Raw genomic sequence first — 13,856 nt, forward strand, 5'->3', positions numbered from 1 at the left:
CGGGTCCGGCTTCAAGACCGCGCCGGCGCTCGGCGCCGCGCTCTCGGAGTGGATGACCGACGGCGCTCCGCGGACTGTGCCGCTGCGGCCGTTCCGCGCCACGCGCTTCAAAGAAGGCGACCTGCTGATCGGCGAAAACGAATACGGCGACCGTCCGAACGAGCCCGGCCGGGGGATCATGCTCGGCTAACGATGACGTCCGGGACGCGAATGACCGGCAAGGTCGCAGTCGTCACCGGCGCGGCGCGCGGCATCGGGCGGGCGATCGCGGCGCGCTTCGGCGCGGAGGGGGCGCACGTTGTCGTCAACGACGTCAGCGCCGCCGGCGCCGATGAGGTTGCGCGAGACTTGGCGGCCCGCGGCGGCTCGGCCGTGGCGGTCGCGGCCGACGTCTCCGTGCCCGCGCAGGTCGACCGCTTGATGGAGACGGTCCTCGGGCGCTTCGGCGCCCTCGACGTGCTCGTCAACAACGCGAGCCTGACGGACACGATGCGTCACTTCCTGGACGCGGACGACGCATGGTGGGAGCGGGTCATCGCCGTCAATCTGACGGGCGCGTTTCTCTGCGGCTCCCGCGCCGCGAAGATCATGGCGCGCCGCCGTTCGGGCGTGATCATCAACATGTCGAGCGGCGGGGCCTCCAGGGCCCACCGCGGCAACGCCGCGTACGATGCGGCGAAGGGCGGCATCGAAGCGCTGACGCGCGCGATGGCGCTCGATCTCGCCCCCTACGGCGTGCGGGTCAACGCGCTCGTCCCGGGATCGATCGACAGTTCGAACATGAGCGAAGACATCAAGCGTGCGCGGGGCGAGAACATTCCGATGGGCCGCGTGGGCGAGGTGGACGAGCTCGCCGGTCCCGCGGTCTTTCTGGCGTCCGACGACGCGCGCTACATTACCGGCCACCTGCTGGTCGTCGACGGGGGATTATTGATCCAGCAGCGATCGGCGACGGTGGATATCTTCCCGCTCAGCCGGTTCCCGGAGATCGCGCCGGAGTAGGCGGGTCGAGTTACGGGGCCGTCGCGCGCAGCCGCGTCCAGATCCGGTCGACCTGCGCGTAGACCTCGTCGACGTCGAGATCCAGCGGACGCCGGTCCCGGATGAGGCACCGGCCGTCCACCCAGACGTGGCGCACGTCGAGCCCCTTGGCCGAGTAGACCAGTGTCGCCGCGACGTCGTGCCACGGCCGGAGGTGTGGGCTGCGCATGTCGAGCGCGATGACGTCCGCGCGCTTGCCCGCTTCCAGGCTGCCCGCGTGCGCCTCGATGCCGAGCGCGCGGGCCGCGTCGATCGTCGCCATCCGCAAGAGCGCCGTGGACGGCAGCACCGACGGGTCGCCCGAGGCCACTTTGTTGAGCACGCCCGCGCACTTCATCTCGTCGAAGAGGTCCATCCCGTTGTTGGTCACCGCCCAGTCCGTGCCGAGCGCGACGTTGGCGCCGGCGCGGACGAGCGCCGGGATCGGGGCGAGGTGTCCCTCGATCCGCGCGGCGCTGACCGAGCAGTGGCTCACCCACGTTCCGCTCTCCGCCAACAGGCGAATCTCGTCCTCGTCGATATAGATGCAGTGTGCCGCGACCACGTCCGGGCCGAGCAACCCCGTCGCCGCGAGGCAGTGCACGCCGCCTCGGTGTCCGCGGGTCCGGAGCGCCGCGAGCTCGGCCTGCGCCTGCGAGCAGTGGATGAAGACGTGGGCGCCGGTCTCCGTCGCCGTGCGCCGGATCCGGCGCTGGAGGTCGTCGGAGCAGGTGTCGGGCGCGTGCGGGCCGATCCCGCAGTGGATCCGCGCGTCCGCGGCCGTGCCCCACCGGTCGATCAGCGCCATCGCCCGGTCCCACTCGAGCGGCGCCGTGATGTCGCGCAGGGTGTGGCAGACGACGGCGCGCATCCCGAGGCGGTCGAACGCCTCCGCGATTGTGGCCATGTAGGAGAAGCGGTCGGCGGTGCAGGTGATACCGTTCATGAGCATGTCGAACCCGCCGAGCATCGTGCCCCAGTAGTAGTCGTCGGGCACGGCGCCGTCCATGTACGGCGGCGCGTAGGCCGAGGCGAACCACTGCTCTTTGGTGCGGTCCTCGCCGAGCCCGCGAAAGAGCGCGAAGCCGGCGTGCGTGTGCGTGTTGATCAGGCCCGGCATCACGAGATGATCCCGGCAGTCGACGACCGCATCCCCGGGCCACGGCGGTCCGGCGGCATCGTCAGGCCCGACGTGCACGATGCGCGCATCGTCGATGACGACCGTCCCGGGCGAGAGGATTTCGTCCCGCGGGTTCATCGTCACGACGGTGCCGCCCCTCAGAATCTGCCGCACGTCCGGCTACCTCCCGCGTGGAAAGGACTCTGTTCGAAAACCGCAGAACGGCCTGTCCAATGTCCGTCCTGGTAGATGCGCCGGCGATCGAGCTCGGCGACGTCGGCATGTCGTTCGCGCTTGCCGACGGCGTCCTCGAAGTACTTCGCGGCATCACGCTTACGGTCCGGCAAGGCGAGTTCGTCTCGCTCCTCGGTCCCTCCGGCTGCGGCAAATCGACCCTGCTGCGCGTCATCGCCGATATCCTCCCGCCGACGCGCGGACAGGCGGCCGTGCTCGGCGCCTCGCCCGCGGCCGCCCGCCGGACCCGGGCGCTCGGCATGGTCTTCCAGCAGCCGGTGCTGCTGCCGTGGCTCAGCGCGGAGGAGAATGTCTCCCTGCCGCTGCGCATCGGCAACTGGGGGGCGCGGCACACCCCGTCGTCCTCCCCGGACGCCTTGCTGAAGCTCGTCGGCCTCGACGGCTTCAACCGGGCGCGGCCGGCGCAACTCTCCGGCGGCATGCAGCAGCGCGTCGCCATCGCCCGCGCGCTCGTGAGCGACCCCAAGGTGCTGCTGATGGACGAGCCCTTCGGCGCGCTCGACGCGATCACGCGGGACCGGCTCAACGAGGAGCTGCTGCGGATCTGGACCGAGGTTCGCCGCACGGTCGTGTTCGTCACCCACAGCATTTCGGAGGCGGTCTACCTCTCGATGCGCGTCGTGGTGATGTCGCCGCGGCCGGCGCGCATCCGGCGCATCGTGGAGATCGATCTACCGTACCCGCGCCACCCGAAGATGAAGGACACGCCCGAGTTCACCCGGTATTCCGCGGAGCTCCGCGGGGCGCTGGAGGACGCGTCGTGAAGGCGGCCGGGCCCGCGGTCGTGCCGGCGGACTCGCCGTCGGCCACCATGAAATCAAAGCCGCCGATGGGCGTGCCGGCCGGCGCCGCGCGCGACCGAGAGAACGGCGCGCGGCGTATTGTGCTGTCGCTGACCGGCATCCTCGCGGTGCTGGCGCTGTGGCAGGCGGTGATGGTGGTCTTCAAGGTGCCGCACTATATCGCCGCGACTCCGCTCGAGGTCGTGGACGCCCTGCGGGCGCAGCCCGTGATCCTGGCGACCAACGCCTGGCCCACGATCGTGGAGACGGTGGGCGGGTTCGTCACCGGCAACATCATCGCGGTGCTGATCGCGATCGGCTTCGTTCACAACCGCACCTTCCGGCACACGGTCTACCCGCTCGCCGTCACCGTCCGCACGCTTCCGATCGTGGCGATCAGCCCGATCCTCGTGCTGCTGCTCGGCAACGGCTACGCGCCCAAGATCGCGATCGCCGCGCTGATCACGTTCTTCCCGACCCTCGTGAACATGGTGGACGGGCTCAACGCGGTCGACGCACAGGCGCATGAGCTGATGCACGTGCTGTCCGCGACCAAGTGGGAAGTCTTCCGCTACCTGCGCTGGCCGACGTCGCTGCCGTACCTCTTCTCCGCGTTGCGCATCGCCAGCACCGCGAGCCTGCTCGGCGCCATCGTCGCGGAGTGGATCGGCTCGAACAAGGGGCTCGGGTATCTCATCCTCGCCTCCACGTACGACTACCGCACCCCGCTGCTGTACGCAACGATGGCGGTCGCCTCGGCGATCGCGCTGGCGCTGTTCGGCCTCATCTCAGTGCTGGAGAACTACTTCGTGCCGTGGCGGCGGACAGGAGGCGCTCCATGAAGACCGTGCACGAGCCCGCACGCGACGTGCCCGTCGTCGCCGATGCCGACGTCGTGGTGGTCGGGGGCGGGCCCGCCGGCATCGCCGCTGCGGTGGCGGCCGCGCGGAACGGCGCCCGGACGATGATCCTCGAGCGCTACGGGTACCTCGGCGGCCTCGCGTCCGGCGGGATGGTCCTGCTACTCGACGACATGTGCGACCGCGGCGGACGGACCGTCGGCGGCATCGGCCACGAGATCGTCGAGCGCATGGCCGCGGCCGGCGGCTGCGTCGTGCCGCCGCTCGAGGAGTGCTTCCGCCAGGACGAGGAGTTGTGGTGGAAGTGGGCGCGGTGGGGCTTCGAGGACTTCTACGCGCGCGTCCAGCCGCATCCGACGACGTACGGCGCCTCGTTCGACCCCGAGGTGTGGAAGCAGATCTCGAACGAGATGGCGCTCGGCGCCGGCGTGACGCTGCGGATGCATTCGTGGTTCTCCCGGCCGGTGGTGGAAGACGGCCGAATGCACGCGGTCGTGGTCGAGACGAAGGAGGGACGGCAGGCCGTCGAGGGCCGCCTCTTCATCGACGCGACGGGCGACGGCGACGTGTACGCGGGCGCCGGCGCGCCGCACATCAAGGGCTCCTACATGATGACGCTGGTTCACCGCCTCGCCGACGTCGACACCGCCCGCGCGACGCGGTTCGAGCGCGAACATCCGGAAGAGGCGAAGCGGCTCAACCATCAGGTGAAGCAGATTTTCGGCGCGTCCTGGGACCTCTGGTGGCTGCACACGCCGCGCGACGGCGTCATCTGGTGCAACACGCCGCACATCCACGGCCTCGACGGGCTGCGGGTGGAAGACCTGACCCGCCTCGAGGTCGAGGCGCGCCAGCGCTTCGTCCGGGCGGCCGCATGGCTGCGCGAGCACTTCCCCGGGTTCGAGCGCTCCTACGTCCTGGACGCCGCGCCGCAGGCGGGCGTGCGGCAGACGCGCCTGCTCCTCGGCGAGTACGTGCTGACCAAGGAAGACATCGTGGAGCGGCGGACGTTCCCCGACGTGATCGGGCGCGGCCGCGACTACTACATGCCCTACCGCAGCCTGCTGCCGGTCGGCGTCGACGGCCTGCTCGTGGCCGGCCGCCACTACTCGGCGACGCCGGAGGCGCAGAAGATCAGCCGGGAAATTCCGCCGTGCATGGTGATGGGCGAGGCGGCGGGGACCGCGGCGGCCATCGCCGTCGGGAAGAGCCTCGAGCCCCGGCGTGTCGACGTCGGCGAGCTGCAAGAACGCCTCGCCGCGCAGGGCGCGATCCTGGGCGCACCGATCGCCAACACGGCCCGGTATGGAGCGGCGGGATCATGAACGAGGCGGCGCGGCGCGAGGCCGGGATCCGCTACGCTAAGGACGGACCGCTCGCGAGGGTGACCATCGACCGCCCGAACGTGCTGAACGCGCTCAGCCGGGCCGCGCACGCGGCGCTGTCCTCCGTGTGGGACGAGATCCGCGACGACCGCGAGGTCCGCGTGGCCATTCTGAGCGGCGCCGGTACCAGGGCGTTCTGCGCCGGCACCGACCTCAAAGATCCCGACGCGAAGAACGGCGTCCCGTATTTGTGGGACGGGCCGGCCCTCGGGGCGGGCGGCCTGTCGTTCCGGCGGGATCTCCTGAAGCCGGTGATCGCGGCCGTGAACGGCCTCGCGCTCGGCACGGGCTTCGAGCTCGCGCTCGCCTGCGACCTCATCGTCGCGGCCGAGCACGCGGAGTTCGGCTTCCCGGAGCCCCGCGTCGGCTATATGGCGCTCGACGGCGGGATCGCGATGCTCACCCGGCAGGTTCCGTACAAGATGGCGATGGGCATGCTGCTGACCGGCCGCCGCGTGAGCGCGCGCGACGGGCACGCCGCCGGATTCGTCAACGAGGTCGCGCCCTCGGACGGTGTCGCGGCGGCGGCGGAACGGTGGGCCGCGGACATCATCGCCTGCGCGCCGCTGTCGGTCGAGGGCACCAAGCAGATCGCCATGGAGGGCCGCGACCTGCCGTCGTGGGCGGCCCCGCGGTGGTTCCCGCGCCGGGTGATGGAGGCCGTCGCTTCGGAGGACTCCGAAGAAGGTACCCGCGCGTTCCGCGAGAAACGGCCGCCGCGCTGGAAGGGCCGCTGATGCCGCCGGGCGCGCCGCTGCCGCTCGAGGGTATCCGCGTCCTCGACTTCACGCAAATCACGCTCGGACCGATCGCGACGCAGATGCTCGGCGACTTCGGGGCCGACGTCGTCAAGATCGAGCGGCCGGGCGCCGGCGATTTCCTCCGCGCGACGCTGCCGCAGCCGGACGGGACGAGCTTTTTGTTCATCGCGGGGAACCGCAACAAGCGGGCGATGACGCTCGATCTGCGAAAGCCCGGCGGGCGCGGCATCATGGAGCGCCTCGTCCGCGGCGCCGACGTGCTGGTGCACAACTTCCGGCCCGGTGCGATGGAGAAACTCGGCTACGGGTACGATCAAGTCCGGGAGATGAACCCGCGGATCGTCTACGCGATGGGCAGCGGCTTCGGCCCGTCGGGTCCCTACCAATTGAAGGGCGGCCAGGACTGGATCGCGCAGGCGATGGCCGGCTCCCTGATGCGCCGCGCGGAGGTCGGGACGCCGCCGGAGCCGTTCACCGTGGCGGTGTGCGACTTCGCGGCCGGGATGCTCCTGGTCCAGGGCATTCTGCTGGCCCTCATGGCGCGCGCCAAAACCGGCCGCGGGCAGCTCGTGACTTCGTCGCTCTTCGACAGCATGTTCTACATGCAGCAGCAGGAAGCGGCGTGCATGCTCAACGCCGGCCAGGAGATCAACTGGAGCCGGATGCCGCTCAACGGCCACTTCCAGACGCGCGACGGCAAATGGATCCTGTTCCTCGGGGCGTTCAAGCAGGAGCCGCTGCGCGATATCTGCCGGGCTCTGCGGCTCGAGCCCCTGCACGAAGATGCGCGCTTCGCGACCGAGCCGCAGCAGTTCGCCAACCGCGCGGCGCTGCAGGCGATCTTCCGGCGTCGGATCGCCGAACTGACACAGGAGGAAGCGCTCGCGGCTCTGGAGCATGAGGACATCCTCTGCGCGCCGATCCGCACGCTGGCCGAGGCGCTCGCGGATCCGCAGCTCGCGCACAACGAGATGGTCATCGAGATCCCCGACGGGCGGCGGGGGCGCGTCCGGACGGTGGGCAATCCGGTGAAGATGAGCGAGACGGCGGCCGCGGTGCGGCGGGGCGCGCCGGAGGCAGGCGAGCACACGGACGAGATACTCCGCGAGCTCGGATACGGCGACGACGAGATCGGGCGGCTGCACGCGGACGCCGCGGTGTGAACTCCTCTGGGGGGGTGAGCGGCACATGGCACGCGATCGGGTGACGTTTCTCAGTTCGATGATGGGACGCCGCGAATTGCTGCGGCGAGGCGGCGCCGCGGCGCTGGCCCTTGGGGCCGGCGCCGCATTGTCCGGACCGGTCTCGCGGGCCGAGGCGCAGGGCACCACAGCGATGTCGATGCAGTTCGCCTGGTTCCTCAACTCGCAGGCGGCCGGCGAGCTCGTCGCCATCGCCAAGGGCTACTATCGCGAGGCCGGCATCGACCTGAAGATGCAGCCCGGCGGCCCGGCCCTCGATCCGATCCAGGTGGTGGCGGGCGGCGGCACCACGTTCGGCGACGTCGCGTCCATCGGCGTGCTGCTCAATGCCCGCAGCCACGGGCTGCCGATCAAAGCCTTCGGGACCGTGCTGCAGAAGCACCCGTTCGCTTTCTTCTACCTCAAGTCGTCCGGGATCCGCACCCCCCGGGACTTCGAGGGCAAGACGATCGGCATCCAGCCGACCGCGCGGCCGCTGCTCGACGCGGTGCTCCAGAAGCACCACGTGGCCAAAGATCGCGTGAAGGTGGTCTTCGTAGGCGGCGATATCGCGCCGCTCGCCACGCACCAGGTGGATGTGATCACCGGGTGGGTGATCGACCGCCTGCCGCTGTTCGCCACCCTGGGACTCGCGAGCCAGGTCGGGTACTTCCGGCTGTGGGATCTCGGCATCCGGCAGTACGCGTATACCTACTTCACCACGGACACCGCGTACAATCAGCGCCGCGACGTGCTCGCGCGCTTCCTGTCGGCGAGCGCCAAGGGCTGGCTCGATGCGCGCGACCATCCGGAGGAGGCGATCGACATCGTGCTCCGCGCCGCGCCGGCCCTCAACCGGACGCTCGAGATCACGACGCTCCGCAACATGGGCGACTACTTCACGTCGATCGCCACCAAGCAGTACGGCTGGGGCTACATGGATCCCAAGGTCTGGGCTGAGCTCAGCGACACTTATATCTCGCTCGAGCAGATGCCCCGGCCGGTGAAGCCGGACGAGATCATGACCAACGAGCTGGTCGTGATGGCAAAGACGCCGAAAGTCTGACGCGCAGCGCGAACGGAGGCCACCGATGAAGCGGGACACGATGACGCTCTTCACAAGACCGGTGAGCCGGCGTGGTCTTCTCGCCGGCGGCGCGGTAATCGGCCTGGGCGCGGCGGGCGGGCGGCTGCTGGGCCTGGCCTCGCCCTCGCAGGCACAGGGTATGACGGGTTTGTCGGAGCAGCTCGGCTGGCTCGCCAACGCCCAGATGGCCGGCGACTTCACCGCGATCGGGAAGGGCTATTTCAAGGACGCGGGCATCGACCTGAAGATCCAGCCGGGTGGCCCCAACATCGATCCGATCCAGATCGTCGCCGGCGGCGGCGTGCCCTTCGGCAACGTGTCGTCGGTCGCCGTCCTGGTGAACGCGCGCTCCCGAGGTCTTCCGGTGAAGGCGTTCGCCACCGCGCTGCAGCGGCACCCGTTCGCGTTCATATTCCTCTCCAAGTCCGGCATCCACACGCCCAAGGACTTCGAAGGCAAGACGATCGGCATCCAGGCGACCGCCCGGCCGCTGCTCGACGCGGTCCTGGCCAAATACCAGATCCCGCCGGACAAGGTGAAGGTGCAGTTCGTGGGCGGCGACACGCGGCCGCTCGTGACGGGCCAGGTCGATGTCATCACGGGCTGGATCATCGACGCGCCGCAGGTCGAAGCGGTGCGGCAGGCCGGCAGCTTCGGCTACTTCAAGCTCTGGGACCTCGGCATCCACCTGTACGCCTATACGTACTTCACGACCGACCGCGTGCTGCGCGACCGCAAGGATCTCCTGGCGCGCTTCCTCGCGGCGAGCGCGAAAGGCTGGACGTACGCCGCCGACCATCCCGACGAGGCCGTGGACTGGGTGATCAAGGCCGCGCCGGCGCTGAGCCGCCCGTTGGAGCTCCAGACGTGGAAGAACGAGATCCCGTACATGTCGTCGCCGGCGACGAAGCAGCACGGATTCGGCTACATGGACCCGAACGTGTGGAAGGCGATCAGCGACACCTACTACGGGCTGAAGCAGATTCCGCAACCGGTGCCGCCCGGCGACGTGATGACGAACGAGATCGTGGAAATGGCGAAGACGCCGAAGATCTGACGCTGTCGGAGGCAGCCGTCGCAGCCGCAGCCCAGATTACGGCGCTGCGGCCGTGTCGTCGGCGGCTGCCTGCTGCGCCCGTGCCTGCCGGCGCTTACTTCTCCGGGTTGACCAGGTAGGGGATCGCGACCTGCGGCGTCATGACTTCGCCGCGCGTGTCCCCTGGATCGAAAAACGTACGCCAGCCGGCCTTCTCGAGGGCTGTCTCGATGCGCTGCGCGAATTCTTTGTCCGGGATCCGCCAGACGCGCAGAAATCGATCGGTCTTGTCGTGATGACCGTTGTGGTTGATGCAGTACCCGACCAGTTCCGCGCCTTCGTCGATCAGTGTTTGAACGGTTGGGCTGAGGTCGTACAAAAACTTGCCCCGGTCCTCCGGAGTCATCGCAAGCCATTCGTTGCGGTGCTTCCATTCCTCAATGTAGTAATACATACCGGAGATATACCGGCGTCGCGGCGCGGACCTAGCGGGTATTTGGGACGGATGCTACACTGGCCCAGGCGGGCCCTTAGCTCAGCGGGTAGAGCGCCGGGCTTTTAACCCGGGCGTCGGGGGTTCGAGTCCCTCAGGGCCCACCATACCAAGGGCTAGCGAGCGGTTCGTAAAAACGTACCCCTCAATTACCCCTCACTATAACCCCGCCACGCTCGCGCACGCGACCACGGTGGCGTGGACTCAATCAATATGTCCGGGCCGTCAGGAACCTCCCTTCTACCAAGCTTCGATCCTCTGCGAGCACCTACGCGAGTCCAGTGGGCTAGCAGGGGCTTTGGCCGACAGGTACAATTGTCTTTGGTTACGGCAGCCCTATCGACAGGGTCGAACGCTGCGCCTCGCTGCGGAAGGGCATAATCGCGTTGCTACGTGCGGTCCTCGGTTCGATTCCGGAGCCTGCGCCAAGTCGCGGGAACGGAGAAGCAGAATGGCGGTCACTCTAAAGGTCTCCCGGGCGGATCTCACACATCAGGCTGACTTTGTGGAGCCTGGTTTCGCCCTCTTTGGAGGAGATCCCGTAGGATTAACGCGGCGCCTCTTTGCGAAGTTGTCCCCATACGGCGTCCGTTTGACAGACATTCGCTGGGATCAAGGTGGCGGGTCTTTAGGAGATTTCAGCCTCCTTTGTTATCTGTTCAACTTCGCGGCCACATTGCGAATCAAGTTGGAGAAGGTCGAGATTCAGTGTTTGGACCTTAATCGTGTGAATGTCCAACAGCTCACTGCCGCCTCGATGGACGCTCTTACTCTCTTTGAGGCGCCCGAATTGAACACAAGGTTCAAGACCCATTCCCTGTCGCTGGGCATCCACGCTCTATTGGAGAACACCAACACTCGTGACTTCATTAACAAGTTTGCCTTCAGAGGCCCTGAAAATCTCGGTCCTAACGTGGGGCACGGGATCGTTTTCTACTATGGTGCGCAGGATAAGCGACTATCGGCTGCGGTCACAATAGACTTGTCCGCCATCGTGAAGGACGGTCTATATTTTCGAGTCCTGTCTGTATGGGATGGGCAGAAGGTCTCGACGCGGGAGTTAACAACTGTCGCAGCCGATTTCTTGCGTAGTGTGTACGCGAGTTTCGGCCTGAGTCCGCAAGAGAGGTGAGTCAACCCAGATGGCCTTCGAAACTCTAGGCATCCTTGGTCAGGAACACTCGCCCGAATACGGTTACGTCCAAACCAAACCGCGAACAGAGACGGCCACAGAAGTTTCGAGTGCGTATCCGCTCAGTACCCCGCTCAGGTCAGCGGTCGCCTATACTACTGTGCTGAAGATGCCGCAGCTCGGGGGTCTAGGTGTTGAGTTAGCCTACCAATTCGGGTGGGCTGAGGTTCTCGCTTCCGCTGAAGGAATGGTGCGGGCGCTGGCGGCGCAATCTATTTTGGACGAACTGCTCGACCAAACCTATCGGCGCATGGACGGGTTTCTTGATTTGAGATCGGATTGGTACTTCCATGGCGCCCACGAAATTTCTCCAGCCACAGTTACGACAGCCAAGCAACTGCTGGGTTCGTTGCGTGATTTGTCTTACGAGATGGGCAAGCGAGTAGTGCCGTACGGGGTTGCTCCATTGGTCACTGGCGGCATCCAACTAGAATGGCGAGGAGATCGCGGCAGCCTAGAAGTTGAGATCGGGGCACAGGGCAATCCTACCTACTTGCTGGACACAGGGCAGGGACACGAGAATGAGGGGGATCTTACTCCCGCCGACAAACTTCCGGATCTATTGCGTCGGATCCTTTAGTGCCCGCCAATCACGTTCGAAGCGGCGGTGGATCAAACCCCACAAGGAGAAACCGAGGGTGTCTCGGACGACGATAGGCTCTATCGTCTAATTCTTCCCGACTGGATAAATGCTGACGGCAGCATTAAGTCTGCTGCCTACCATGAGCGCAAGCGCGAAGATGGATTTCACCACATTTCGGTATTTTGGGAAAGACACGCGAGCCCTGAAGCTGTCCTGGCTTACGTGCATGGGTTAGGAGCTATGTGGGCCAATCATGGGCTCGGCGTAGTCGCAGCCAGTGTGCCCCGTTCTCTTGAGTTGACGATTCAACATACCCCAGAAGAGGGTCACGCCGCACACTGTGACATCGTGGGAAACGTGACCAAGTCTCGTGCAAGAGAGTTGGCCAAGAAGACGACAATCTTGATCCCACCTCCGTCGGGCGACAAAGCAAGCGCCTGATCGACGCTTCTACTGCGCAGGCGGGTTTCGCGTATCCCCTCGGGGCCGCTGCGCCCATGCCCGGAGCCGATCCTCGGCTATACCCGTCGCAGCAAGGACCTTCCGAATTTCTTCCTCAGTGAAGTGCTCTTTGCCGAGCACTACAACCTCACCGTAACGCTCAGGCGAGATTCCGATTCGTTGCGCGGACTGCTCGACGCTCAGGCGTGAGCGGAGTTGCCAATACTGCACGGGGTTTTGGGTTCGAGGCGGCATCCTGCATCAACGGTGCTCATGGAAGCGAGGAAGCCCACGCCGCTTGTCTTAGTCGTGCCTCCAGTTCGGCGATGCATGCTTCCTGTTCGGCCCGTCTTTCAAGCAGCCACGCCACATCGCGCTCCGCATCCGGGTAATGCGACAAGTAGCCCCAGCAGCGTAGTTTCTGCTCGATGTCGTGGAGGCGCTCGGCGTCGGTCACGTCATTGCGGTTCCTGATGTTCGGTAGAAGCCTCCTGCCGAACACTAACATTCAAACCGTCAGCGTTTCGTTAGGCTGGGCGTCTCCTGTTTCTTAGGTGACTGTCCGGCAAGTGACCGTTGAGCCTGAGTAGGCACCTAAGCAAACCTACTCGTGGGCATCGGCATGTTCGTAATCTCGATTTTCCACGGGTACGAAGTAACCGCTGGGATATTGGTAGATGCGGCAGAAAGCGGTCGTGCGAGAGAAACCGCTTTCGTCAGCAAACGTGAACCATCCCATGACGTAGAGGGGCGCACGGCCCATCACGAACTCGATAGGGTCTTCTCCTGGTTCCCCCACTTTCCAATTGCTTTCAACATCGACCGGCTTCGCATCGCCGTGGACGAGCGGCCCGAGAGCGATCCCTTGGCCGCTGAGACCTTCATAGGGCGGCAACGCAGGTAACCATCCGCCTGGCGGGTTTCGGTAAACCCAACACCCGCCGTCCGTGATGGTGGCGGTCGTCCCGCCGATATTGGAAACGAAGAACCGGACGCGTATCGGCTGACCGCGAACGAAGAAGTCTTCTTGCTTATGGGTGGACGGATGCCCCTCGGGGGCTTTCAGATACATTTTTCGAACGACCAACCTGGGAGGGTGGGCGAGTACGAGCGTTTTGTTCGCGAGTACCACGCCGTCCCCGGCGGCGCGCGCGGCGACTTCAGTAGCCCTGAGTGTTCGAACCAACGCGATGACCTGAACAATGAGTACCAAGACTTCGAGCGCCGCTACACCGAGAAGCCATCGGTAGATGCCAACTTGCTTGGCGAGGATTTCATTCTGTTTCTCGGCGATCTGAAGGGTTCTCTTCCGAAATTCTTCTTCGGCGGCGTTTGTCTGTTGGCTTGTGCGTGCGGGTTTGCTTTGTTGATTAACGAGTGCTGGCGAGGCAGTTGCCTGATGTTGGTTGGGGGGAGTGCCTCTAGTTTGGCCGATGGTGGCGGTTCGCGCGTTTAGCGTAACGGTTCCGAAGAGGACGCAGATCCAACCCGTCAGGATAAGCGCAGACCATCTGCGGTATAATCGCGTCGAGATCAACCTGCGCCTCCCCACCTCGGGCGCATGCTACAACCAAGGCTGTCCCGATGGTTACACAGACTGTTCCCCGCGCCCTCTCCCCGTCTCGGCCTGGATCAGCGGGGCGCCGACCCGCAACCCGCG

At 66.1% G+C, this 13,856-nt stretch carries 16 protein-coding genes and 1 tRNA gene; 13 read left to right on the top strand and 4 right to left on the bottom strand.

Features of this window, described 5'->3' with window-relative positions:
• On the top strand, positions 1-190 hold a 190-nt coding region (locus VKT83_07195), incomplete at its 5' end, for a hypothetical protein (protein ID HLY22239.1).
• 20 nt (positions 191-210) lie between these two features.
• The gene (locus VKT83_07200; GenBank protein ID HLY22240.1) at positions 211-1,002 is read left to right on the top strand and encodes an SDR family NAD(P)-dependent oxidoreductase; all 792 of its coding nucleotides are present in this window, start codon (positions 211-213) and stop codon (positions 1,000-1,002) included.
• Between the two features lie 10 nt (positions 1,003-1,012).
• Here the strand turns inward: VKT83_07200 and VKT83_07205 are convergent, their stop codons facing one another.
• Positions 1,013-2,314, bottom strand: a complete 1,302-nt coding sequence (locus VKT83_07205) for an amidohydrolase (protein ID HLY22241.1) — start codon at positions 2,312-2,314, stop codon at positions 1,013-1,015.
• Positions 2,315-2,373: 59 nt separating this feature from the next.
• Between VKT83_07205 and VKT83_07210 the strand changes: the two genes are divergently transcribed.
• From VKT83_07210 to VKT83_07240, 7 genes are read left to right on the top strand one after another with little or no spacing between them, the layout of a single operon-like run.
• Positions 2,374-3,159, top strand: a complete 786-nt coding sequence (locus tag VKT83_07210) for an ABC transporter ATP-binding protein (GenBank protein ID HLY22242.1) — start codon at positions 2,374-2,376, stop codon at positions 3,157-3,159.
• Positions 3,156-4,019: an ABC transporter permease gene (locus VKT83_07215; protein ID HLY22243.1), complete on the top strand. Its 864-nt coding sequence runs from the start codon at positions 3,156-3,158 to the stop codon at positions 4,017-4,019. The genes VKT83_07210 and VKT83_07215 overlap by 4 nt, the downstream gene beginning before the upstream one ends.
• Positions 4,016-5,362: an FAD-dependent oxidoreductase gene (locus VKT83_07220; protein ID HLY22244.1), complete on the top strand. Its 1,347-nt coding sequence runs from the start codon at positions 4,016-4,018 to the stop codon at positions 5,360-5,362. Before VKT83_07215 ends, VKT83_07220 begins: the two co-directional genes overlap by 4 nt.
• Positions 5,359-6,159 (top strand): enoyl-CoA hydratase-related protein, encoded by an 801-nt coding sequence (locus VKT83_07225; GenBank protein HLY22245.1) that lies wholly within the window; start codon positions 5,359-5,361, stop codon positions 6,157-6,159. The genes VKT83_07220 and VKT83_07225 overlap by 4 nt, the downstream gene beginning before the upstream one ends.
• Positions 6,159-7,346, top strand: coding sequence for a CoA transferase (locus tag VKT83_07230; protein HLY22246.1), 1,188 nt, complete (start codon positions 6,159-6,161; stop codon positions 7,344-7,346). The genes VKT83_07225 and VKT83_07230 overlap by 1 nt, the downstream gene beginning before the upstream one ends.
• A 25-nt stretch (positions 7,347-7,371) precedes the next feature.
• Complete coding sequence (locus VKT83_07235) at positions 7,372-8,430, top strand: ABC transporter substrate-binding protein (protein ID HLY22247.1); 1,059 nt, start codon at positions 7,372-7,374, stop codon at positions 8,428-8,430.
• 25 nt (positions 8,431-8,455) lie between these two features.
• Positions 8,456-9,508 (top strand): ABC transporter substrate-binding protein, encoded by a 1,053-nt coding sequence (locus tag VKT83_07240; protein ID HLY22248.1) that lies wholly within the window; start codon positions 8,456-8,458, stop codon positions 9,506-9,508.
• A 94-nt stretch (positions 9,509-9,602) separates the two neighbouring features.
• Here VKT83_07240 and VKT83_07245 read toward each other — a convergent pair whose 3' ends face one another.
• Positions 9,603-9,941: a DUF6616 family protein gene (locus tag VKT83_07245; protein ID HLY22249.1), complete on the bottom strand. Its 339-nt coding sequence runs from the start codon at positions 9,939-9,941 to the stop codon at positions 9,603-9,605.
• Positions 9,942-10,011: 70 nt separating this feature from the next.
• On the opposite strand from VKT83_07245, the gene VKT83_07250 reads away from it, so the two are divergent.
• From VKT83_07250 to VKT83_07260, 3 genes are all read left to right on the top strand, one after another.
• Positions 10,012-10,087 (top strand) — tRNA-Lys (locus VKT83_07250).
• 344 nt (positions 10,088-10,431) lie between these two features.
• A complete protein-coding gene (locus tag VKT83_07255) occupies positions 10,432-11,112 on the top strand; it encodes a hypothetical protein (protein HLY22250.1) in 681 nt (226 codons plus the stop codon).
• Positions 11,113-11,122: 10 nt separating this feature from the next.
• Positions 11,123-11,752: a hypothetical protein gene (locus tag VKT83_07260; protein HLY22251.1), complete on the top strand. Its 630-nt coding sequence runs from the start codon at positions 11,123-11,125 to the stop codon at positions 11,750-11,752.
• Between the two features lie 715 nt (positions 11,753-12,467).
• Here VKT83_07260 and VKT83_07265 read toward each other — a convergent pair.
• Positions 12,468-12,704, bottom strand: a complete 237-nt coding sequence (locus tag VKT83_07265) for a hypothetical protein (protein HLY22252.1) — start codon at positions 12,702-12,704, stop codon at positions 12,468-12,470.
• A 96-nt stretch (positions 12,705-12,800) separates the two neighbouring features.
• Positions 12,801-13,268 carry a hypothetical protein gene (locus VKT83_07270; protein HLY22253.1) on the bottom strand — a complete coding sequence of 156 codons (468 nt, stop codon included), beginning with the start codon at positions 13,266-13,268 and terminating at the stop codon, positions 12,801-12,803.
• 24 nt (positions 13,269-13,292) lie between these two features.
• On the opposite strand from VKT83_07270, the gene VKT83_07275 reads away from it, so the two are divergent.
• Complete coding sequence (locus VKT83_07275; GenBank protein HLY22254.1) at positions 13,293-13,652, top strand: hypothetical protein; 360 nt, start codon at positions 13,293-13,295, stop codon at positions 13,650-13,652.
• Positions 13,653-13,856: the final 204 nt, after the last annotated feature.

This window comes from bacterium (genome assembly GCA_035308905.1).
Classification (GTDB): Bacteria; Sysuimicrobiota; Sysuimicrobiia; order Sysuimicrobiales; family Segetimicrobiaceae; genus DASSJF01.

Coding starts and splice junctions, on each gene's coding strand:
- VKT83_07200 (HLY22240.1), top strand. CDS start 211: ATGACCGGCAAGGTCGCAGTCGTCACCGGCGCGGCGCGCGGCATCGGG.
- VKT83_07210 (HLY22242.1), top strand. CDS start 2,374: ATGTCCGTCCTGGTAGATGCGCCGGCGATCGAGCTCGGCGACGTCGGC.
- VKT83_07220 (HLY22244.1), top strand. CDS start 4,016: ATGAAGACCGTGCACGAGCCCGCACGCGACGTGCCCGTCGTCGCCGAT.
- VKT83_07225 (HLY22245.1), top strand. CDS start 5,359: ATGAACGAGGCGGCGCGGCGCGAGGCCGGGATCCGCTACGCTAAGGAC.
- VKT83_07230 (HLY22246.1), top strand. CDS start 6,159: ATGCCGCCGGGCGCGCCGCTGCCGCTCGAGGGTATCCGCGTCCTCGAC.
- VKT83_07235 (HLY22247.1), top strand. CDS start 7,372: ATGGCACGCGATCGGGTGACGTTTCTCAGTTCGATGATGGGACGCCGC.
- VKT83_07240 (HLY22248.1), top strand. CDS start 8,456: ATGAAGCGGGACACGATGACGCTCTTCACAAGACCGGTGAGCCGGCGT.
- VKT83_07245 (HLY22249.1), bottom strand. CDS start 9,941: ATGTATTACTACATTGAGGAATGGAAGCACCGCAACGAATGGCTTGCG.
- VKT83_07255 (HLY22250.1), top strand. CDS start 10,432: ATGGCGGTCACTCTAAAGGTCTCCCGGGCGGATCTCACACATCAGGCT.
- VKT83_07260 (HLY22251.1), top strand. CDS start 11,123: ATGGCCTTCGAAACTCTAGGCATCCTTGGTCAGGAACACTCGCCCGAA.
- VKT83_07265 (HLY22252.1), bottom strand. CDS start 12,704: ATGTTAGTGTTCGGCAGGAGGCTTCTACCGAACATCAGGAACCGCAAT.
- VKT83_07270 (HLY22253.1), bottom strand. CDS start 13,268: ATGTATCTGAAAGCCCCCGAGGGGCATCCGTCCACCCATAAGCAAGAA.